Raw genomic sequence first — 18,770 nt, forward strand, 5'->3', positions numbered from 1 at the left:
GTGGGGGAACGGGGGGAGGGGGGTGGGTTGGGTCGGCCTGCGACGCTCTGAGGTCCGGGCGCGTCGTGCCTAGGCGCCGAGTACGCCTCGTGTCTCCAGTGCTTTGCGCAGGGCCCGCATGGCGTAGAAGGCGCGGCTCTTGACGGTGCCGGGCGGGATGCCGAGGTACTCGGCCGCCTGGGCCACGCTGCATTCCAGGTAGTACATGAGCTGGATGACGGTCCGCTGCTGCTCGTTCAGCTCCCGCAGCGCTTCCAGCACGACGTGGGAAGTGAGGGTGGAGTCCGTGCCGTCCCAGACGGCGTCCAGTTCCTCGGCCGGCATCAGCTCCAGGGGACGGATCCGGCGGGCCCTGTGGTGGTCGATGACCAGGTTCCTGACCACGGTGAACAGCCACGGCCGGACGTGCTCGCCGCGAGTCCCCAGGAACCGGGCGTGTTTCCAGGCACGGGCCGCCGCTTCCTGGAGCATGTCCTCCGCCTTGTGCCAGTCGCCGTCCAGCAGTCGCGCGGCGTACCGGACGAGCAAGGGCCCGTACTGGTCGTAGAGGTCTTCGATGAAGGCGTCGCAGTCGGCGTCCGACGCGGCGTGCCGGGCACGTACCCGGGCTTCACCGGGGGTGGCGACCCTCGCGTCCAAGGTCCCGTTCATAGGTGGCGCTCAATCCTGTTCAAGTGTTCTGTGGCATGTCTCCCACACGGGCGGGAGCGTGGGGCCAACACTGTTCGGAGTGCCTTGGCCAAACCTTGTCGTCTTCTTGTCGTGCCGGTCCGGTGCTTCTTGTCGCCGCCCTTGTCGCCGCCCTTGTCGTGTCGTTGTGGTGCTTGTGTTCGGGTGAACTTCTCTGCTCCGGGCGCCGGGCGTCCTCGTGCAGGCACGGGAATTCGCCACCGTCGCGTTCGTACGAGGTGACGGTGGGGCGTTCTCCGATCCGGGCCGTGTCCCGACCGACGGGCGGCGACCGGCAGGCGCTGCACGACCGGCCGGAGGAGAGGGCACCGGCCGATCCGGAGGCAGCCGACGTGCCAGTGCCCGACGTGCCAGTGTCCGACGTGCCGGTGCCCGACCAGATGCTGTCGCCGGCGGAACGCCGAGGCCCAGGGCATTCCACCTACCAGCGCCCTGTGCGTCCAGGCCGTGTCGAAAAGGCCGAGCGCATGGTGAACCGGAGACCGTCGCGCCGCGTTGAACCGACCGGACGCACATGCGTCCGGTCGACGGGGCCGGAGACGACGTTTCGTCCAGCCGTCTCCGTGCCTCGGCGCGCGACGGCCGGCCACGGACCGAGTCGCCCACCCCGTTCACTCCGTGCACCATCCGGCTGCCCCGCTGTGCGAAGAGCGAAGGGGATGCCGGTCGCAACCGTGCTGCTCCGCAGCGCCGCACCACTATGGAAGGAAAGCTCCACCAATGAAGCGCTCCATCTCGCGTATCGCGCTCGTCGTGGCGGCGGGAGCCATGACGGCTCTCGTGCCAGCCCTCCCGGCCGCCGCCATCAATCAGACCGGCTGCGGCGACCGGACGGACTTCGTCAAGGTCGAGTACAACGGCGGCCAGACCGCGTGCTACGCCAACGCGGGTGTCATCGCCCCCCAGCTTCCGAACGTCCACAGAATCACCTCGGGCAACAACAACATCGAGGTCCTGCTGGGCGACCATGTGAAGACCATGTCCAAGTGGTCGAGCATCGTGGACGTCGAAGGTCTCAACGCGACGCTCTACATCCTGCAGATCCGCTGACCCGTCGCGTCCGGAACGAACGACCCGTGTGCCGGGGCCGTCCAGCCCGGTGCACGGGCGCAGGTGCCGCCGTCAACCATGCGCCCAGCGGCAGCACCCGCACCCGCGAAGTCGCGTTCGTCGCCCGTGACTTCATTCGCCACCCCGGGATACGACGCCTCCGCGTGCCGGAGTCGGTTCCGGTGCCGGGTAGCAGTGCCTCGTCGGCCTCGTCGGCCTCGTCGGCCTCGGCGATCGGACGAGACGTCCCGGACACAGCCGTTCACCGAGCGAGGAACGGATATGGATCCGCGGCCACTGTCCCAGCAAGCCGACTCGGAGGCGATCGCCTTCGGCGCCCGCGCGGATGTCGTGCGCGACGCCGTGATGACAACACGGTTGAACCGGACCTGACTTTCGAACGTTCGACATGAAGAAGGCACCGTCACCACGGCTGCCGGGCAACAAGCGGTGTCCTGCCCCCTCGGGCGTCAACAGCGACACGTGGCCCGGCCCACGCGCGAGGCGACATGAGGTCGAAGCGATCCCCACGCGCGCAATTGCACGGCCTGCCGTACTTCTCGGTGGGACCGCGCCCGTTTCGCCGGCCCTCCCTGACCAGGATCAACGATCAACACCCACAGAAGAAAGCGACGTTGATGATGCGCATCTCCCGCCCGAGCCGCCGACCGGCCCTGCTCGGTGCCACCGCGGCCGTCGGCCTGTCCGTCATGGCCATCACCCTTCCCGGTGCGGCCGACGCCGCGCCCCGCCACCAGGAGCGGCCGACGATCGTGCTGGAGCACGGGGCGTTCGCCGACGCCTCCAGCTGGGACGGCGTCGTCAAGCGGCTGCAGCGCGCCGGCCACCCGGTGGTGGCCGCCGCCAACCCGCTGCGCGGCCCCGCCACGGATGCCGCCTACCTGCGCAGCGTCATCGACAACATCGACGGGCCCGTGGTCCTGGTGGGCCACTCCTACGGCGGCACCGTCATCAGCCAGGCCGCCCACGGCCTTGAGGACAAGGTCAAGGCGCTCGTCTACATCGCGGCGTTCCTGCCCGAGACAGGGGAGAGTTCGCTGGGGCTGACGAACAAGTTCCCCGGCAGCACCCTCGGTCAGGCGATCGAACCGGTGAACTACGCTCTGCCGGACGGCAGCCGGGGTGCCGACGTCTACATCAAGCCGGACAAGTTCCCTCAGCAGTTCGCCGCGGACGTGCCGACGGACAAGGCGCGGCTCATGGCCGCCGTGCAGCGTCCGATCGCCGCGGCCGCGCTGGAGGAGGAGTCCACCCGGGCCGCCTGGAAGACGATCCCCTCCTGGTCGCTGGTCACCACCGAGGACCTCAACATCCCGGTTGCCGCACAGCGTTTCATGTCGCAGCGGGCCCACGCCCGCACCACCGAGGTCGACGCGTCACACGCGGTGTCCGTCTCGCACCCCGATGCCGTGACCCGCATCGTGGAGAGGGCGGCCCGGACGGTTCGCTGACCAAGCGACCCACAGTCCGCCTCGCCGCCGTCACCGCCTCGCCATCTCACGTATCCAGTGAGGTGGGCGTCGGCCACCAGTGTCACCGTCAGATCACCACCGTCACCATCAGATACAGCCACCGAAAGGCAGCAACCACCATGGCGTTCATCACCGTAGGCCAGGAGAACTCCGCTTCCATCGACCTCTACTACGAGGACCACGGCAGCGGCCAGCCGGTCGTGCTCATCCACGGCTACCCGCTCGACGGACACTCGTGGGAGAAGCAGTCCGCCGCCCTCCTCCAGGCCGGCTACCGCGTCATCACCTACGACCGGCGCGGCTTCGGCCGCTCCAGCCAGCCCACCACCGGCTACGACTACGACACCTTCGCCGCCGACCTGAACACGGTCCTGGAGACCCTGGATCTGCGCGAAGCCGTCCTCGTCGGGTTCTCCATGGGGACCGGCGAAGTCGGCCGTTACCTGGGCAGCTACGGCTCCGCCCGGATAGCCAAGGCCGCCTTCCTGGCCTCCCTGGAGCCGTTCCTGCTCAAGACCGACGACAACGCCGAAGGCGTCGACGGCGGCATCTTCGAGGGCATCGAGCAGGCCGTCACCGCCGACCGCTACGCCTACTTCACCTCGTTCTACCAGGACTTCTACAACCTGGACGAGAACCTCGGCACCCGCATCAGCGAGGAGGCCGTCCGCAACAGCTGGAACGTGGCCGCCGGTGCCTCCTGGTACGCGTCCCTGGCCTGCGTGGCGACCTGGACCACCGACTTCCGTGCCGACCTTCCCAAGATCGACGTACCCACGCTGATCCTGCACGGCACCGCCGACCGCATCCTGCCGATCGAGGCCACCGCCGAGCCGTTCCGCCGGGCGCTCCCGCAGGCCGAGTACGTCGTCGTGGAGGGCGCCCCGCACGGCCTGCTGTGGACCCACGCCCAGGAGGTCACCGACGCCCTGCTGGCCTTCCTGGCCAAGTGATGGGCGGCGGCCGGTCGGCTTCCGCCGGTGCCGGATGCGGCGGGCCCGGCACGGCCGTCGCCCGCACCTCTGCGGTGAGTGCGCGGCCGGCCGCCGGACGGGCCCGCCGATGCTGCCCGGCATGCATGTCAGGCAGGGGGAGAAGGCGGGGAGGGTCGCCGGCGGACCTGCCAGGCCGCTGACTCACGCGGGGCCCAAGGACGCGCTAACCCCGCGTCGGGGCAGGGAGCCCGCGCGCCGGATCACCACTCGTCGGAGACGGGAGCCGATGGCTGCCGACGGCCCGCTCCGGCGCGGTGGGCGTCGGGTCCGCATCCGTGTCCAGGGCAGCGAGCCGGTCCCGGACCTCCTGGGCGCTGTAGGACAGCGCCCGTTGCTCGGCGCTGCCGAGCGCGCGGACCCAGTGCGATCGGGCAGCCTCCCGGTCGCCCATGGCCAGGCGGGTGTCGCCCAGGCGCATCAGCGCGCCGACGGCGTTCCTGTGGTCCCCCAGTTCCTCGAACGCTCCATCGCCCGCCGGTAGGTGGCCACCGACTCCTCGTACCGGCCGAGCATACGGAGGGTGTAGCCCAGGCAGTCCCAGCTCTGTGCCTGCTGCCACGGGGCGTCCAGACCCGCGAACAGGGCGAGGGCCTCCTCGCTGTGGACGAGGCTCTTCTCGAGCTGCCCCAGGTTGGCGTAGAACCAGGCGAGTTCGTTGAGGCACTCGGCCGTCCACAGCTCGTCCCCTGTCGCCCGGGACAGCGCGAGCCCTCGCTCGGAGGACGCCACGGCCTCCGGGATCCGGCCGAACAGGTACAGCGCACACGCCGTGCCGTAGTGGGCGCGGGCCTGTTCGGCGACCGCGTCGAGTTCTTCGAGAAGCGTGGTGGCGTGCCGCAGGTGACGCAGGGCCTGTTCCTGGTGACCGAGGTAGCCGTGGATGCTGCCGATGTGCCGCAGGCAGCGGCCTTCCTCGAGGCGATCACCCCGGCGTCGGGCCACTTCCAGGGCGGGAGCCAGTGCGGCGATGGCCTCCGGCCAGTATTCCTGGCGGTTCAGGTGTTCCTTCAGCGACCAGGCCAGTCCGGTGACGTGGCGGTCCAGCTCCTGGCTGACGGCGGTGTGCAGCAGGGCGGACAGTACGCGGTGTTCGGCGGTGAGCCACCGGTCGGCCTGCTCCGCGGTGGTGAGGTCTTCCGGGGTGACGCCCGGGTTCGGGGAGCCGAGGTCGAGTTGGGGCAGTGAGTCCTGCCTGAACAGCCGGTTGGCTTCGTAGGCCGTGAACATGTAGTGGTCCAGGACCCGGAGGGTGGCCCGGTGGCGTTCGTCGGCGTCGTCGTGGGTCTGGGTGAGTTCGGTGGCGTAGACGCGCAGCAGGTCGTGAAGGGTGAACCGGCCGGGCAGGGGCTGTTCGACGAGGCAGGAGCGGGTCAGCCGGGCGAGCAGGCGGCGAGTTCGGGGGAGGGGGAGTCCGGCGAGGCCGGCGGCGGCCGGGGCGGTGATGTGGGGCCCGGGGTGGAGGGCGAGGAGTCGGAAGAGGCGGGCGGCGGGCTCGTCCAGGGACCGGTAGGACCAGGAGAACACGGTCCGGACGTCGGTGGCGGTGTCGAAGCCGGTGAACGCGTCGAGGCCGCCGTGGGCATCGCGCAGGTCGTCGGCGAGGGCTCGGAGGGGGAAGGCGGGTTCGAGTTCGGCGCGGGCTGCGACCACGGCGAGTGCCAGGGGCAGCCGTCCGCACAGCCGGATGATCTCGGCCGCGGCGGCGGGCTCGGCTGCCAGGCGCTCCGGTCCCAGCCGCCGCGCCAGCGTCTCGTGGGCCTCGGACCGTGAGGGCAGCGGGAGGGAGAGCGGCCTGGCCGCGTCCGTCGCGATCAGGCCCGGGAGCTGGTTGCGGCTGGTGACCAGGGTCAGACAGCCGGTGCCCGCGGGCAGCAGGGGACGGACCTGTTGTTCGTCGCGGGCGTTGTCCAGGACGACCAGGACGCGTCGGTCGGCCAGGAGGCTGCGGAACAGCGTGCTGCGGGCGGTGGTGTCCTCGGGGATGTGCGGCGCCGGGACGCCGAGAGCGGTGAGGAAGCCGTGCAGGGCGTCGCCGGGTTCCACGGCGGGTGCGTGCGGGTGGAATCCGCACAGATTGACGAAGAGCTGTCCGTCGGGGAAGGCCGACGCGATGTGGTGGGCGTGGTGGACGGCGAAGGTGGTCTTACCGACACCGGGAGCGCCGCAGATGACGACGACGGGAGCACCGGCCGGTCCCGGCCCACCGGGCGCACCACGCGCGGCGGACAGCCACGCACCTTCGGCCGCCCTCCCCGCGAACACCGCCAGATCGCCCGGCAGCTGCGCCGGGCGCGCCACCCGTGGCGACCCGCTCATGGCACCGCCCGCAGCCGGGTCGTCGTGCGCATCGGACGGGTCCACCGAGCCGGCGGGCGTGCCGGACCGCGTCACGTCGGCGGTCGGCTCGCAGGACGTGGCACCGGGGACCGCGACGGCAGGATGTGTGCCGAGCGGTGCGGTTCCGTCTGGAGCCTCCGTCACCTCGGGTTGGTCTTCTCCTGCCTCGGCCCCCGCCGGTCGGCTCGGATCAGGGCTGTCCCCGGTGTCGGCCGCCGGGCCCGCCGCCATGGCCTTGCCCGGCAGGGGCAGGGGCGGCAGGTCGTGGCGCAGGATGCCCTCGTGCAGGGCGTGCAGACGAGGGCTGGGTTCGAGGCCGAGTTCGTCGGCGAGGTGCCGACGCAGATCCGCGTAGCGCTCCAGTGCCTCGGGGTGCCGGCCGGCCAGGTACAGGGCGTGCAGCAGCAGGGCCCAGCCGGTCTCCCGCAGCGGATGTTGCGCCGTCAGTTCCTGCGCCGCTGCCACGGCTTGCGGTATCCGTCCGTCCAGCAGCATGGCGGTGGCGCGGATCTCCCTGGTGGTCTGGCGCAGTTCCTCCAAGCGTGCGGCTTCGTGGGCGGCGAACAGGTGGTGCGCGGCGTCGGCGAGCGCGGCACCGCGCCACATGCCCAGGGCCCGCTCTGCCTCCCGCACCACGTCCGAGGGGCGCCCCTGCTCCAGCAGCCGCTGCGCCAGGGCCACGGCCCGCTCGAAGCGCACGGTGTCCCGGCACTCGGACGGGACGCGCAGGGCATAGCCACCGGGCTTCGTCACCAGTACCTCGAACGTCCCGCGCCCGCGTAGGTGCGGGGGCTCCAGGACCGCGCGGACCTTGCTGACGTGGGCGTGCAGGGAGGCCATCGCCCCGCCCGGTGCCCGCCCCGGCTGCTCCGACCACAGCTCCTCGCACAGCGTCTGGGCAGCGACCGCCCGTCCGTCGGCGAGCAGCAGCCGGACCAACAGCAGCCGCTGCTTGCGCCGCCCCGGATCCAGCACCGCGCCCGCCCGCCGCACCACCAGCGGACCCAACATCCTGAAGTCGAACTCATGCTGCACAGCCATCACCACTTCCCCCACCATCTCGCACAACAGTCCTATCACCCGCACACACACGGCCTGCCGGCGCGCACACCCGCTCCGGCCGCTGTCCGGCGTGGACCCGTTCGAGGCCGGTGCGCAGGGCATGCACCGGGTGGCCAGGGACGTGCCCACCCTGGTTGGCCGCTGAGGTCGCGACCACACTGACCGCCAGGGCCGAGTGCGCGCCGGAGGGAAGCCGGTCACGTCGCACATCGGCGTCGAAGACCCTCCGGCGACCCGGCGTCCCGGCGGGGACCCGGCCACGCCCCCGTCTCGGCCCGGCACATCCGATCCGAGCGTCTTCTTCGCGCGTCCCGCCCGGGCGTACGCCGTCGTGACCGGGCTCGTACCCCGCCCTCCCTGAACCTGGCTGGGTTGTCGACTGCATAGAGGGGGTCCTCGATCCTGGGACTTGTGGAGCGCCCCTCGGTTCCGATGCCTGAAGGGCTCCGGGCTCCGGGCTCCTTGGTTTCGCCGTCACCGCGCTGCTGCCCGGGCACCCTGGAGGTGCCCGGGCAGCAGGGGTGGGTCATCCCTCGACGTCGAAGGTGGCGGCGTGGGGAAGGAACACCGTGTCTCCGTCCTCGGCCGTCGCCAGCGCCGAGACGTACCAGGTGCCCTGGTCCAGTTCGGCCGCCTCCTTCTTCGTGACCTTCAGTGTGTAGGTGCACCGGGAGGTGTCGTCCGAGGTGCTGCGGCAGGTGGCGTCCTCGGTGTGCCGCAGTTCCTCCTCGGTCGGGTCGAGCTTCGAACTCGCGGGCCACGCGACGACCTTGAGGCCCCGCACGCCCGAGTCGTCCCGCACGTCCGCGGTGAAGGTGAGCGAACCGGCGCTGCCGTCGGACGGCGCGACGTAGCGGGCCGAGCCGTTCTCCAGGGTCGGCTCCGTGGCGCTCGATGCCATGGCGAGACCACCGGCGGCCACTGCGCCGAGTACGGCGACACCGATGAGCGACGAGACGACAACACGCTTGGACATGGGAGATCCCCCGGATTCTTGTGGGCAGGCGTGGTGCGCCTGCGGACTGGAGCGGGAGGGCGAAGCACGGCCCGGAACCGAAGAACCGCTGGTCGAAACGTTGGCCGGTCGCTTTCCCGATGTGTTCGAGACTATGGCCGGGGTACGGCGCGGTCCTCGGGCGGCCGGATGATTGCTAGGTCTAACCAGAGGTGGAGAACGTCCGCGGGCATCCGCCCGCCAGGTACTGCCGCCTGTGCACCCCAGGGAAGAGAACCGCGTCTGCCCCCACCCGGAGCCGAGCCGCTCACGTGCGGCCATGGCCTTGGCTCGGCGGGAGGCGAACCGACGACCGGCTGACCCCCGTCATGCCGGTCCGCGCGAGCGCGGTCGTCTACCTCGCTCTCTGTGCCGCCCTGTTCGTGTGGGCGATCCTGGTGAGCGTCGCCGACGACTCGGGGAATCCACGGCGATCATCTCGCCGCCGCTCGCCACCGCCCCGACCAGCCTCGTGCTGCTCGTACTGCCGGGTGCCGTCGCGATGTTCACCGCCGTCCCTGTCCTCGCGGCACTGGTCAACGCCGCGATCATCGGCTGGTGCGTCCGTGCCCTGCGTCACGGCGGCCGCCCTGACCCGGCCTCCTGAGCCCCGGTCACACCGGACAGCCGGTCACTCGGCCGCCTCCACGAGCGGCCAGGGCCGGACCGCCCGGGAAGAGAGTGTTGGCCATGCGCCCCTTCCGGTCGGCGCGCGACGCGGGCCGACCGGACCGCACAAATGATCACGGTGACCCGGCGCAGGGGGGTCAGCCCTCTCAAGCGGCCCTTTGAGCTGCCGCGATGGTGAACCAAGGTGCCGGTCGTCCCGTTGAGTGAGCGAACGATGCCGTCCACAGTGGGGAAAGCCATGGTCACCGTCGAAGGAATTAGCACTGCCCGGTTCGAACCGGTCCGAACAGCACTGGCAACGCACCTTGAATCCGGCGAGGAACTGGGAGCGTCGATCGCCGTCGACGTCGACGGTGTCATGGAAGTCGACCTGTGGGGCGGACACACCGACGCGGCGCGAACCCTTCCATGGCGCCAGGACACCGTGGTCAACCTGTGGTCGACCACCAAGACACTCAGCAGTCTGGCCGCCCTCGTCCTCGTCGACCGGGGAGCGCTGGACCTCCACCGTCCGGTCGCCCACTACTGGCCCGAATTCGCCGCCCAGGGCAAGCAGGACATCGAGGTGCGCCACGTCCTGGCCCACACCTCGGGACTCTCCGGCTGGCAGCTCCCCTTCACCATGGACGACCTGTACGACTGGCCGACGGCGAGCGCCCGACTGGCCGCACAGGCGCCCTGGTGGGAGCCGGGGAGCGCGTCGGGCTACCACATGCAGACCCAGGGACAGCTCGTGGGAGAACTCGTCCGGCGGGTCAGTGGCCGCACCCTGACCGAGTTCGTCGACGCCGAGATCGCCAAGCCGCTGGAGGCAGACGTCCAGATCGGCGCGCGGGAAGCCGACTGGTCACGTATCGCCCCACTGGTGTCGCCGTCGCAGCTCTCCGGAGTGCCGGCCGGTCTCGAACCCGAGGCGGTCTTCACCAGGACGCTGCTCGGAAGCCCCGCCCGGGACGAGCACGTCGACACCCCGCAATGGCGCCGCGCCGAACTCCCAGCCGTCAACGGACACGGCAACGCACGAGGCATGGCGCGCGCCCTCTCCGTGATCTCACGACGCGGTGAGGCGAACGGCTTGCGGCTGCTGTCTCCGGGCACCGTGGACAAGATCTTCGACGTACAGGCCGACGGGACAGACCTGTTCCTGGGCGTTCCCGTGCGCTGGGGTGTCGGATACGCGCTCGCCGACCCCAGGACGATGCCGCACATGCCCACCGGAACGATCTGCTTCTGGGTGGGCTGGGGCGGTTCGATCGTCATGATGGACCTCGATCGGCGGATCACGTTCGCCTACACGATGAACCGGCTGGGCGAGGGGATGCTCGGCTCGGAGCGCACGCACAGCTACATCCGGCACGTCTATGAAGCGCTCGGGGCCACGAGCTGAAACCGCCCCCTCGAAGGCCCGTCCGACTCGGGAGGACGGGAGGGCGGGTCGTGAGGACCGTGCCGGCCTCATCCGTCCAGGGGCGGACCGGCGTTCGCCGCCGGGGGCCCGCGGCCGGACCGGGAGAATGCCCGTGACCCGCAGGTTGTTTCCCGCGTGCGTCCGCTGAGCGCGTGAGGGGCGGCGCCGGGTCAGGTGTGGCGGGAGTGCGGTCCCGCTTGCGTCGAAGTGATGCGTAAGGCAGTTGACCTGTCGCGCACGTGAGGGTGCGTGCGCGAGGTTCACCACCTCGCCCGTGTCGCCCGCACCGAGGCGCGGGCGCTGCAGGAACCGGCAGGAAGGGGTCAGTTGCGGCGCCGCCCCGACGGCGCCGTGTCCTGTCAGCGGGGGCATCCGTGGGCCGCGCGCTCGACGGCCGACGACTCGACGGCCGACGGTTCGGTGGCCGCGCCCCCACCGACGGCGGAGGGCCGGCCCGCACGGGGGAGCGGTGGCCGAGGACCTTGTCCGCCGCCTGTACGGCATCGGCACGGACATCCTCGGTCGCCTACCAGGATCGCAAGCGGCCGGGCCGGGCACCAGGGCTGGGTGACCCGGCCACGGGGGGTGCACGACGCCCGGCCAGCCCGACAAGCTGCCCGCCCGCCGGTTGGCGAGCGCCGAGAGCCGGTACGTCTGCGTCGCCCATGTGCGACGGCTGGGGGCCCGCCTACGATTCGACGATGTGCCGCAGATAGGCGTGCGGGTCGGCGAGATAGCGGCGCCAGTGGTCCACAATGCCGAGTTCCCGCCAGGCGACCCGCCGCATACCGTGCTCACCGACCTCGATGATGTCCGCGCCCGGCAGGGCGGTCAGCAACGGGGAGTGCGTGGCACAGATGATCTGGCCGCCCTCCTTGGCCAACCGGTCGATGTGGCCGATCAGCTCAAGGCACGAAGTGAAGGAGAGCGCCGCCTCCGGCTCGTCGAGAACGTAGAGTCCGGCGTGTACGAACTTCCCGCGGAACGCCGCGAGAAAGCCCTCACCATGGCTGACCCGGTCCGGCGAGAACCCCTCCCTGTCCAGGGCGTCCAGCGCGGTCTCGGCACGCAGGAAAAAGCCTTTCCGGGCCGACCAACTGGTGGCCATACGGCGCCCGCGCCCCGAGGCGGCGTCGAATTTCATACGCTCGCCGAGGGTCGACTTGCCGCGTGGGGAAGCGTAGCGCCAGTCGTGCGAACCGCCGTAGGAGTCCAGACCGAACCCCTCCGCCAGGGCCTCGACCAAAGTCGATTTCCCCGAGCCGTTCTCACCGACCAGGAAGGTCACCGGCGCGGTGAACCGCAGCCCTTCGTTGAGCAACTGCTGGACGCAGGGCACCGACCAGGGCCAGGTCTCCTCGTCGTACGAGGAGAGATGGACATGCGCGCGTTCGATAATCACCCGTCCAGTGTCGCCTGGAGCCGCCGAGCGTACGTGCCGCCGCGTCGTCGGCGTCAGTCTCCGCAGCACGCTTGTGAGTTGAGCGCGCAGGCCGTCGCGCGGCCACTTGGCGAGCAGCCGTTCACCGCTTCCCTCACGGGAGGTCGTGCGGCAGATGACGCCACTGCACACGGATGCGGTCCACGGACAGGTGGCGAACACAGGTCACAGGTTCGCGGAGCGGCGCTCGGCGGAGGGATCTTCCTCCTGCTCCGCCGCGAGCGCTCCTGACGGCGCCGGGTTCCGATCCCTGCTCCCGGCCGCGGCTGCGCCGGTGCACCGTCATGACATGGGTGCCCCGCAATGCAGCCGTGACGAAACTACGGCCCGGCGAGCACGCGCGGGTCAGGGGCTCCGGGTCGCCGTAGAGGGTCGCATGCAGGGCAGCGGCGATCTCCCGGGCCCGGGCTTCGCTCTGCACTCCGTGCAGGACGAAGTAGACCGGACCCACGTAGGCGTCCGAGCGGACCTCGCCGTCGAGGACCAGGCGCCTGACCGCATCCCGGGCGGCATCGCCCACCCGGGCGTCGACGGTGTGGCCCGGACCGGCGGTGAGCGTGTCCGCCTTGACCGTCCACCGTTGGCCCTGGCGCTCGATGGCGACGAACACGACACGCCGCGCCTGGGCCTGCCGGTAGACGTCGTCGAAGGCAGTGCCGCCTGTCACGTCGGGAATCAGACGAGCGGGGCAGGGAGTGGGCAGCGGCTCCATGACAACATCGTCCCAGATTGTCGGACAAACGGCCGGTACGGCACATCACCGCGGACGCCACCCGGCGTCGGCTCCTCGTACGCACGCACCCACCCGTGGCCCGGTCGATCAGGTGCGATGTGTCGCGGACGGCGCCTGATCCCCTTCTGCCCGGTGTTGTGCAGCGGCCGACTGTGGCGGCTGCGCGGCCGGGGTTTTGGTGCGATCGGTCTCATCCTGTACGAGCAGGGAGAGCAGGGAGCCCACGGGCAGGCCCGCTTCGGCGGGATGACGCAGCACCTTGTCCGGCTCGATGCTGTACGTGTTGCTGCGCCCGTCCCGGGTGTGGGAGAGGTATCCGTCCTGCTCGAGCTCGGTGATGATCCGATGGACGGCGCGCTCGGTGAGCTGGCAGCGCGCGGCGATGTCACGGATGCGGACGTTCGGGTTGTCGGCGATGGCTGCGAGGACACGCGCGTGGTTCGTGATGAACGTCCATCTGTTGTGCGACTCAGGCAGGCCAACCATGCGCAGCATTCTAGGGACCAGCATTGCCTGAAGCCAGTTACATGACATACTTTTCGTGTAACAGGTGACGTGTTCCCATGCAGGAGAGACGCGGGAGGGCCCGATGGTGTGTGCGGACGAGGGCGCTGTGCCAAAGCGCGCAGGCAACGCCGACGGGGGTGCGGGGCGGTGGATCGAGGGCAGCATGCACGTCCTGGACGAGCCCCCGCTCGCGCAGCACGCGGAGAGTGGCGCCTGGGTCGTCGCCGCACATGGCGCCTACGACATGGACTCGATCGAACCGTTGGCGAACGCGCTCGCCACCGCGGCCCGCAGGCACCGCAAGGTGGTCCTGGACGCCTCCGGCATCACGTTCGCGGACTCCACCCTGGTGAACCTCCTGATCCTGACCCACCAGTCCACCGACCTGCGTGTGGCCGCGCCGGCCCACCAGCTGCAGCGGATCCTGCAGCTCACCGGCCTGGACACCGTCCTGAAGATAGGAATGACGGTGGAGGACGCCGCCGCCTGCTGAGTCCGCCGGTGTACAGCAGCGCACGAGAGCGCTGGTGGGGGGCGTCGCCCGCGTCCCTTGCGGGCGTCGCGCTCCGCGCCGCGGGCAGGAGGAAGGGGATGATCTCCGTTCGGCTCAGCGACGGCCTGGGTGGCCCAGTACCCTCTTTATCCCAGGACGGTTGGAAGATCCGGAGAGGAAACCAGGTGAGAGCGGCTCGGGGGCTGGCCACGTTCGACGACGTCGAGCCCGGTGACCACGTCTGCTGGCACCCGGACTCGACCGTCACACCCTCAGCGGACGTGCTCGCCTACGTGGCTGATGGCGCACTCTACGGAGACAAGATCGTGGTGCTCGGCTCCACCGGCGCCGCCTCCGGCCTTCCCCGTGAGGCGATGCCCTCCGCCTCGGTGATCCTCGATTTCCCCCGCGTCACGGACCCCGACACCATCGTGAGCGCGGTGCGCCGGGAGGCCCGTACAGCAGCCCGGGAGGGCTACCGCTCGGTGCGTGTACTGGCCGAGCGGATGCCTGCGGCGGTGCCCGGCGAAACCGAGGAACTGGTGGTCCAGGAGCTTCGGCTCGACGAGTTCGCCTCGGAGAGCAATGCCATCGTGGTGTGCGCCTTCAGGCGCTCCCAGTGGGACGCGCCTACGCTGGAACACGTGGCATGTGTGCACCCGCACGAGATGGGCAGACGCGCTGAACGTCCGGCTTTCCGGATGTACAGCACGGGCGCCGACAGCTGGAGCGTAGACGGAGTGATCGACTCGGAGTGCGCGCAGGCGTTCAACGCGGCGGTGCGGGCGGCAGTCCGGTGTTCACCCAGCCTGAGGCTGCGCTTCGACACCCTGGAACTGATCGATGCCGCTGGAATGCACGCGCTCGTCGACGCCGCCCGCCACCTGCCGGACCGCCGGATCGTCGTTGAAGGCGCCAACGAGACCGTGCGCCTGTGCTGGGAGCTCGCCGGCTACGCGAGCGCCGCGATGCCGGTGGTGATGGCCGCATGACCGCGAACCCGCCCTCGAAACCGTCCAGCCAGGAACAGCCCGTGTTCCGCCACGAGCTCTACCCCTATCGGGGGGACGCGCACTTCCTGTCCGGAACACTGGGCTACATCCACGAGGCTCTGGAAGGCGGCGAGGCCGTAGTCGTCGCCGTCCCCCCGGACAAGGCGTCACTGCTGCGCGACGAACTCGCCGACGAGCAGGACGTCACGTTCGTCGACACCACGACGCTCGGATCCAACCCCGGCCGCCTGGTCGGCGCCTGGGTGGCCTGGATGAAGGAGCGAGGTGCCGGGGACAGGCCGGTACGGGGCATCGGAGAGACGGCCTGGCGCGAGGCACGCAGCGCCGCGCACCTTTCTGAGCTGCGATATCACGAGTGGCTCTTGAACCGGGCCTTCGCCCGCAGCTCCGCCTGGTCGATGCTGTGCCCCTACGACGATGCCGACGAGGACCAGAGTGCCCTTCAGTCCTTGTCCCGCTGTCACCCGCTGATCCGCCACGACGGCCATCACGTTCCCAACGAGGGCTATCTCACCGCCGACGAGTATCCCTTCGAGGTCCTGAACCCTCCGTGCGATCCCTTCCAGGAGCTGAGCTACACGCACGGTGACCTGTCCGCGATCCGCTCGAAGGTCTCGCAGTGCGCATCGGACGCGGGTGTCCCCGAGGATCGGCTTCGGAAGCTGGCCGTGGCCGTCACGGAGATCGCCACGAACAGCATCCGGCACGGCGGAGGGAGCGGAACCCTGCGCACCTGGACCCAGGACTCGACGTTCCTGTGCGAATTCCGCGATGCCGGCTACATCCCTGATGTGATGGTCGGCCGCACGCGCCCCGCCACCGACCAGATCGGCGGCCGCGGTCTCTGGCTCGCCCACCAGCTCTGCGACCTCGTCGAGATCCGCTCCACCCCGGACCAGGGAACCACCGTCCGTCTCCACACCGACGTTCCCCGACACAGTTGACCGACGGGGCCGGAACGCGCAGGTCGCGGCGCTGCGCCCACCGTCGTCGGCGGTGACGCGGACACCGGGACTCCAGTGCGGGTACGGCGACCGTCCGGGGCTCCTCACCGACGCGCGATCCGGCATTCCGTGAGGGCGCCCGTCAGGAGGGCGAGTCCTTGGATTCCTCCCATCTCCATCCGGTTTCGGGGAACTGCTCGAGCAGTGCGGAGAACGAAGCTGCCTGGTGGATGGCGGACGACCAGTCCTGTGCGGAGACGTCGAGCAGGACCAGAGGCGGGGGTTCCTGGCGAAAGTCGTAGGTGAGCATTTCGCGGCTTCCGTCCCCGCCGATGACAACGCTCCCGGGGAAACGTGCCGGGAAATCGCCGGCCTCATTGACGGCGATGAGTTCCGTGACGCCATTGATCATCAGGAAGTCGTCCGCAGGAGGAACGAACCGGGCCATGCTCCCTTCCATGGCCAGGAAGTGTCGGTAGTCCTCGGGGAATCGGACTCCGAAGCGGCGCTCGGCCCGCGCGATCTGGTCGTCGTTCGACCTCATGGGGCCGTTCTGTCAAGGCCGCCGGTATCCGCATCGGCGTTCACTGGATGTGGCCGTCTGCCCGGTGGAAGCTCAGGTGATGGTGCCGCACCGGATGGTCGAGTCTGTCCTGGCTTCGTGGGGGCCGGCTTCCGGGAGGGGGAGTGTGCTGGTGGCGGTGTGAAGGGCGGCTTCCAGACGGTCGGGGGAGTGCAGGGTGCCCCTTCCGTCGGGTGGGATGATCCATTCGAGGTGTCCGGTGTCGCGGTAGGGCGGGGGGACGGGGATCCAGGAGCCTTTGCCGACGTGACGGATTCCGGCGCCGATCCATTGCTGGTCGGGTCCGGGGGGCAGGAAGAAGCCGACCCGGCGGGCCTTGCTGTGCCGCAGGACGGGGCCGGGAGTGCGGAGCGGGTCGTACCACAGGACGTTCAGGGCGTGCAGCCCGAGCTCCTCGGGGACGCTGAGGACGTTCCAGTAACGTCCGGCTTCCAGCAGGGCGGTCCCCGTTCCGTGGTCCCACTGCCGCTTGCAGTCCCGGGGGTCGATCGCGGCTGCTGCGAGCCACTCGACACTGCGCATCCACGCCGTGTTCCACATGTCCCCTCCTGAAGGTCTCGTCATTTGTGCAGGGGCATACGCCACCCTCATAGCTGGACACTGTGTGAATATACGCAGGTCAGCCGCCTGATCATCCTGGGTGATGTTCGAAGCCGGGGGGAAGGGTGGCGCACGGTGGCGCTTTCACGGCCGACGGCACGCGGACCACTGGTGCCGTTGACAGAGCGCCGTGCGCTGCCGCAGGCGGCGGTGCGCCGTTGACAACGGCGGCGTGCCCCGTGTGCGGATGCGCCGAGGATGGTCCCCTCGGCACATCCGCACTCCGGCATGCCGGCTCCACGGCGCTCCCGTGGGCATGGGGCATGGGCGTGGGGCGGTATCTCGGCGCCGCGGCCACCGGCAGCCGTATCCGCCCGCCCTCCCCTCGGCGGCGCTCCTGAGCACGCACACCCTCGCGGTCACGACGGTCTCCCGGCACGAAACCCGCGACGGCCACCCCCGCCCGCCCCCTCGCCGCCCTGGCTCACCACGGGCGCCCTGACCTGGCTGCTTCACCACCGGCCACCGCGCGACCGGTCACCGCTCCCACGACGGCACCCCAGCCTCGCCGCCGTGACGACCACGACCCTCACCGCCGCCTACGCCGCGACCGTCGCCCGCCCCTACTTCCACGCCGCCCTCAACCCGTCACCCCCTCTCACCCAACGGGCCGTCGGAGCGGGCATCCGCGCCACGATCCCCCTCCAGTGCGCCCTCGCCGCCCGCTCCGGAGCCGTCGCCACAGCGCTGTTCACGGCAGCCCTCGCCCCGGTCGCCCAGCGGTTCGCCAAGCGGGTGAGCGTCACATGAGCCCACGGCCCCCAACCTCCGGCGTCCCCTCGGAGGGCGACCCGCAGAGCACCCCCCGACCCCATCCCCTGCACTTCGGCTACGGCACCAACGGTCTCGCCGACCTCCGCCTCGACGACGCCCTCACCCTCCTCGCCGACCTCGGCTACGACGGCGTCGGACTGACCCTGGACCACATGCATCTCGATCCGCTCGCACCGGACGTCGCCACCCGCACCCGGCGTGTGGCGCAGCGGCTGGACGCGCTCGGGCTGGACGTCACGGTGGAGACCGGGGCCCGCTATGTCCTCGACCCGCGCCGCAAGCACGGACCGTCGCTCCTGGATCCCGACCCGGCCGACCGGGCCCGCCGTGCCGACCTGCTGATCCGTGCCGTCCGGATCGCCGGCGACCTCGGTGCCCACGCCGTGCACTTCTTCAGCGGCACCCTGCCACCCGGCACCGACCGGGACACGGCGTGGAAGCGCCTCGCGCAGACCCTCGCCCCCGTTCTGGAGGCCGCAGCCGCCGTCGGCATCCCCCTCGCCGTGGAACCCGAACCGGGTCATCTCCTCGCCACCCTCGCCGACTTCCACCACCTGCGCCTCCTCCTCGGTGACCCCGAGCCGCTCGGCCTCACCCTCGACATCGGTCACTGTCAGTGCCTCGAACCGCTCCCTCCCGCCGACTGCGTGCGCGCCGCGGCGCCCTGGCTGCGGCATGTGCAGATCGAGGACATGCGCCGTGGTGTCCACGAGCACCTCCCCTTCGGGGACGGCGAGATCGACTTCCCGCCCGTCCTCGCCGCACTCCGCGCCACCGGCTACCAGGGGCTGACGGTCGTCGAACTGCCCCGCCACTCCCACGCCGGACCCCGACAGGCCGAACTCTCCCTCCCGTTCCTCCACCGCGCGGCAGCGCCCGCACCCCCCGACGGCCGCACGACCACCCCGGATGGTGTCGGCCACCGCGCGACCGCCCTCGCGGCTGCCGCCCGCCGAGCCGAGGCCCAGGCACCCGACGGCCTCACGACCGCCCCGGACGCCTTCGGCCACCGCGCGACCGCCC

General features: G+C 70.6%; 18 protein-coding genes. 10 read left to right on the forward strand and 8 right to left on the reverse strand.

Annotated features, from left to right (window positions below; all coding sequences use genetic code 11):
* Nucleotides 1-69: 69 nt before the first annotated feature.
* A complete protein-coding gene (locus BM536_RS36175) occupies nucleotides 70-651 on the reverse strand; it encodes a sigma-70 family RNA polymerase sigma factor (protein ID WP_073497544.1) in 582 nt (193 codons plus the stop codon).
* A 759-nt stretch (nucleotides 652-1,410) separates the two neighbouring features.
* On the opposite strand from BM536_RS36175, the gene BM536_RS36180 reads away from it, so the two are divergent.
* From BM536_RS36180 to BM536_RS36190, 3 genes are all read left to right on the forward strand, one after another.
* Nucleotides 1,411-1,740: a beta/gamma crystallin domain-containing protein gene (locus BM536_RS36180; RefSeq protein ID WP_073497547.1), complete on the forward strand. Its 330-nt coding sequence runs from the start codon at nucleotides 1,411-1,413 to the stop codon at nucleotides 1,738-1,740.
* Nucleotides 1,741-2,378: 638 nt separating this feature from the next.
* Nucleotides 2,379-3,212 (forward strand): alpha/beta fold hydrolase, encoded by an 834-nt coding sequence (locus tag BM536_RS36185; RefSeq protein WP_073497550.1) that lies wholly within the window; start codon nucleotides 2,379-2,381, stop codon nucleotides 3,210-3,212.
* Nucleotides 3,213-3,352: 140 nt separating this feature from the next.
* Nucleotides 3,353-4,186 carry an alpha/beta fold hydrolase gene (locus tag BM536_RS36190; RefSeq protein WP_073497552.1) on the forward strand — a complete coding sequence of 278 codons (834 nt, stop codon included), beginning with the start codon at nucleotides 3,353-3,355 and terminating at the stop codon, nucleotides 4,184-4,186.
* 459 nt (nucleotides 4,187-4,645) lie between these two features.
* Here the strand turns inward: BM536_RS36190 and BM536_RS36195 are convergent, their stop codons facing one another.
* Entirely contained in the window at nucleotides 4,646-7,606 is a 2,961-nt protein-coding gene (locus tag BM536_RS36195) for an AfsR/SARP family transcriptional regulator (RefSeq protein ID WP_245873956.1), read from the reverse strand.
* A gap of 547 nt (nucleotides 7,607-8,153) precedes the next feature.
* Complete coding sequence (locus BM536_RS36200) at nucleotides 8,154-8,603, reverse strand: DUF5707 domain-containing protein (RefSeq protein WP_073497554.1); 450 nt, start codon at nucleotides 8,601-8,603, stop codon at nucleotides 8,154-8,156.
* Between the two features lie 403 nt (nucleotides 8,604-9,006).
* On the opposite strand from BM536_RS36200, the gene BM536_RS36205 reads away from it, so the two are divergent.
* Complete coding sequence (locus tag BM536_RS36205) at nucleotides 9,007-9,228, forward strand: SCO4225 family membrane protein (protein WP_245873957.1); 222 nt, start codon at nucleotides 9,007-9,009, stop codon at nucleotides 9,226-9,228.
* A gap of 261 nt (nucleotides 9,229-9,489) precedes the next feature.
* On the forward strand, nucleotides 9,490-10,638 hold the full coding sequence (locus BM536_RS36210) for a serine hydrolase domain-containing protein (protein ID WP_073497556.1): 1,149 nt from the start codon (nucleotides 9,490-9,492) through the stop codon (nucleotides 10,636-10,638).
* A gap of 709 nt (nucleotides 10,639-11,347) precedes the next feature.
* Here BM536_RS36210 and BM536_RS36215 read toward each other — a convergent pair.
* The 3 genes from BM536_RS36215 to BM536_RS36225 all read right to left on the reverse strand — a co-directional run bounded on the left by BM536_RS36215 (nucleotide 11,348) and on the right by BM536_RS36225 (nucleotide 13,319).
* The gene (locus BM536_RS36215) at nucleotides 11,348-12,061 is read right to left on the reverse strand and encodes an AAA family ATPase (protein ID WP_073497558.1); all 714 of its coding nucleotides are present in this window, start codon (nucleotides 12,059-12,061) and stop codon (nucleotides 11,348-11,350) included.
* A gap of 133 nt (nucleotides 12,062-12,194) precedes the next feature.
* On the reverse strand, nucleotides 12,195-12,767 hold the full coding sequence (locus BM536_RS41965; RefSeq protein ID WP_211363011.1) for a hypothetical protein: 573 nt from the start codon (nucleotides 12,765-12,767) through the stop codon (nucleotides 12,195-12,197).
* A gap of 153 nt (nucleotides 12,768-12,920) precedes the next feature.
* Nucleotides 12,921-13,319, reverse strand: coding sequence for a helix-turn-helix transcriptional regulator (locus BM536_RS36225; RefSeq protein ID WP_073497568.1), 399 nt, complete (start codon nucleotides 13,317-13,319; stop codon nucleotides 12,921-12,923).
* A 127-nt stretch (nucleotides 13,320-13,446) separates the two neighbouring features.
* On the opposite strand from BM536_RS36225, the gene BM536_RS36230 reads away from it, so the two are divergent.
* From BM536_RS36230 to BM536_RS36240, 3 genes are all read left to right on the forward strand, one after another.
* Nucleotides 13,447-13,833, forward strand: coding sequence for an STAS domain-containing protein (locus tag BM536_RS36230; protein ID WP_425444718.1), 387 nt, complete (start codon nucleotides 13,447-13,449; stop codon nucleotides 13,831-13,833).
* A gap of 185 nt (nucleotides 13,834-14,018) precedes the next feature.
* Complete coding sequence (locus tag BM536_RS36235; protein ID WP_073497562.1) at nucleotides 14,019-14,825, forward strand: MEDS domain-containing protein; 807 nt, start codon at nucleotides 14,019-14,021, stop codon at nucleotides 14,823-14,825.
* On the forward strand, nucleotides 14,822-15,790 hold the full coding sequence (locus tag BM536_RS36240; RefSeq protein ID WP_073497564.1) for a sensor histidine kinase: 969 nt from the start codon (nucleotides 14,822-14,824) through the stop codon (nucleotides 15,788-15,790). The genes BM536_RS36235 and BM536_RS36240 overlap by 4 nt, the downstream gene beginning before the upstream one ends.
* A gap of 142 nt (nucleotides 15,791-15,932) precedes the next feature.
* On the opposite strand, the gene BM536_RS36245 is transcribed toward BM536_RS36240, so the two are convergent.
* Nucleotides 15,933-16,334: an SMI1/KNR4 family protein gene (locus BM536_RS36245; RefSeq protein WP_073497566.1), complete on the reverse strand. Its 402-nt coding sequence runs from the start codon at nucleotides 16,332-16,334 to the stop codon at nucleotides 15,933-15,935.
* Between the two features lie 72 nt (nucleotides 16,335-16,406).
* A complete protein-coding gene (locus tag BM536_RS36250) occupies nucleotides 16,407-16,913 on the reverse strand; it encodes a hypothetical protein (protein WP_073497567.1) in 507 nt (168 codons plus the stop codon).
* Nucleotides 16,914-17,486: 573 nt separating this feature from the next.
* On the opposite strand from BM536_RS36250, the gene BM536_RS45090 reads away from it, so the two are divergent.
* Nucleotides 17,487-17,723 (forward strand): UbiA prenyltransferase family protein, encoded by a 237-nt coding sequence (locus tag BM536_RS45090; RefSeq protein ID WP_425444719.1) that lies wholly within the window; start codon nucleotides 17,487-17,489, stop codon nucleotides 17,721-17,723.
* The coding region (locus BM536_RS36260; RefSeq protein WP_245873960.1) for a sugar phosphate isomerase/epimerase family protein at nucleotides 17,720-18,770 on the forward strand (1,051 nt) is incomplete at its 3' end. The genes BM536_RS45090 and BM536_RS36260, both read left to right, overlap by 4 nt.

Origin of the sequence: Streptomyces phaeoluteigriseus (genome assembly GCF_001896135.2) — a bacterium.
GTDB classification, from domain to species: Bacteria; Actinomycetota; Actinomycetes; order Streptomycetales; family Streptomycetaceae; genus Streptomyces; species Streptomyces phaeoluteigriseus.

Excerpts from the sequence above, each read along its gene's own strand:
- BM536_RS36200 (WP_073497554.1), bottom strand. The coding sequence starts at position 8,603 with ATGTCCAAGCGTGTTGTCGTCTCGTCGCTCATCGGTGTCGCCGTACTC.
- BM536_RS36250 (WP_073497567.1), bottom strand. The coding sequence starts at position 16,913 with ATGTGGAACACGGCGTGGATGCGCAGTGTCGAGTGGCTCGCAGCAGCC.
- BM536_RS36185 (WP_073497550.1), top strand. The coding sequence starts at position 2,379 with ATGATGCGCATCTCCCGCCCGAGCCGCCGACCGGCCCTGCTCGGTGCC.
- BM536_RS36225 (WP_073497568.1), bottom strand. The coding sequence starts at position 13,319 with ATGGTTGGCCTGCCTGAGTCGCACAACAGATGGACGTTCATCACGAAC.
- BM536_RS36245 (WP_073497566.1), bottom strand. The coding sequence starts at position 16,334 with ATGAGGTCGAACGACGACCAGATCGCGCGGGCCGAGCGCCGCTTCGGA.
- BM536_RS36190 (WP_073497552.1), top strand. The coding sequence starts at position 3,353 with ATGGCGTTCATCACCGTAGGCCAGGAGAACTCCGCTTCCATCGACCTC.
- BM536_RS36175 (WP_073497544.1), bottom strand. The coding sequence starts at position 651 with ATGAACGGGACCTTGGACGCGAGGGTCGCCACCCCCGGTGAAGCCCGG.
- BM536_RS36180 (WP_073497547.1), top strand. The coding sequence starts at position 1,411 with ATGAAGCGCTCCATCTCGCGTATCGCGCTCGTCGTGGCGGCGGGAGCC.
- BM536_RS36195 (WP_245873956.1), bottom strand. The coding sequence starts at position 7,606 with ATGGCTGTGCAGCATGAGTTCGACTTCAGGATGTTGGGTCCGCTGGTG.
- BM536_RS36240 (WP_073497564.1), top strand. The coding sequence starts at position 14,822 with ATGACCGCGAACCCGCCCTCGAAACCGTCCAGCCAGGAACAGCCCGTG.
- BM536_RS36210 (WP_073497556.1), top strand. The coding sequence starts at position 9,490 with ATGGTCACCGTCGAAGGAATTAGCACTGCCCGGTTCGAACCGGTCCGA.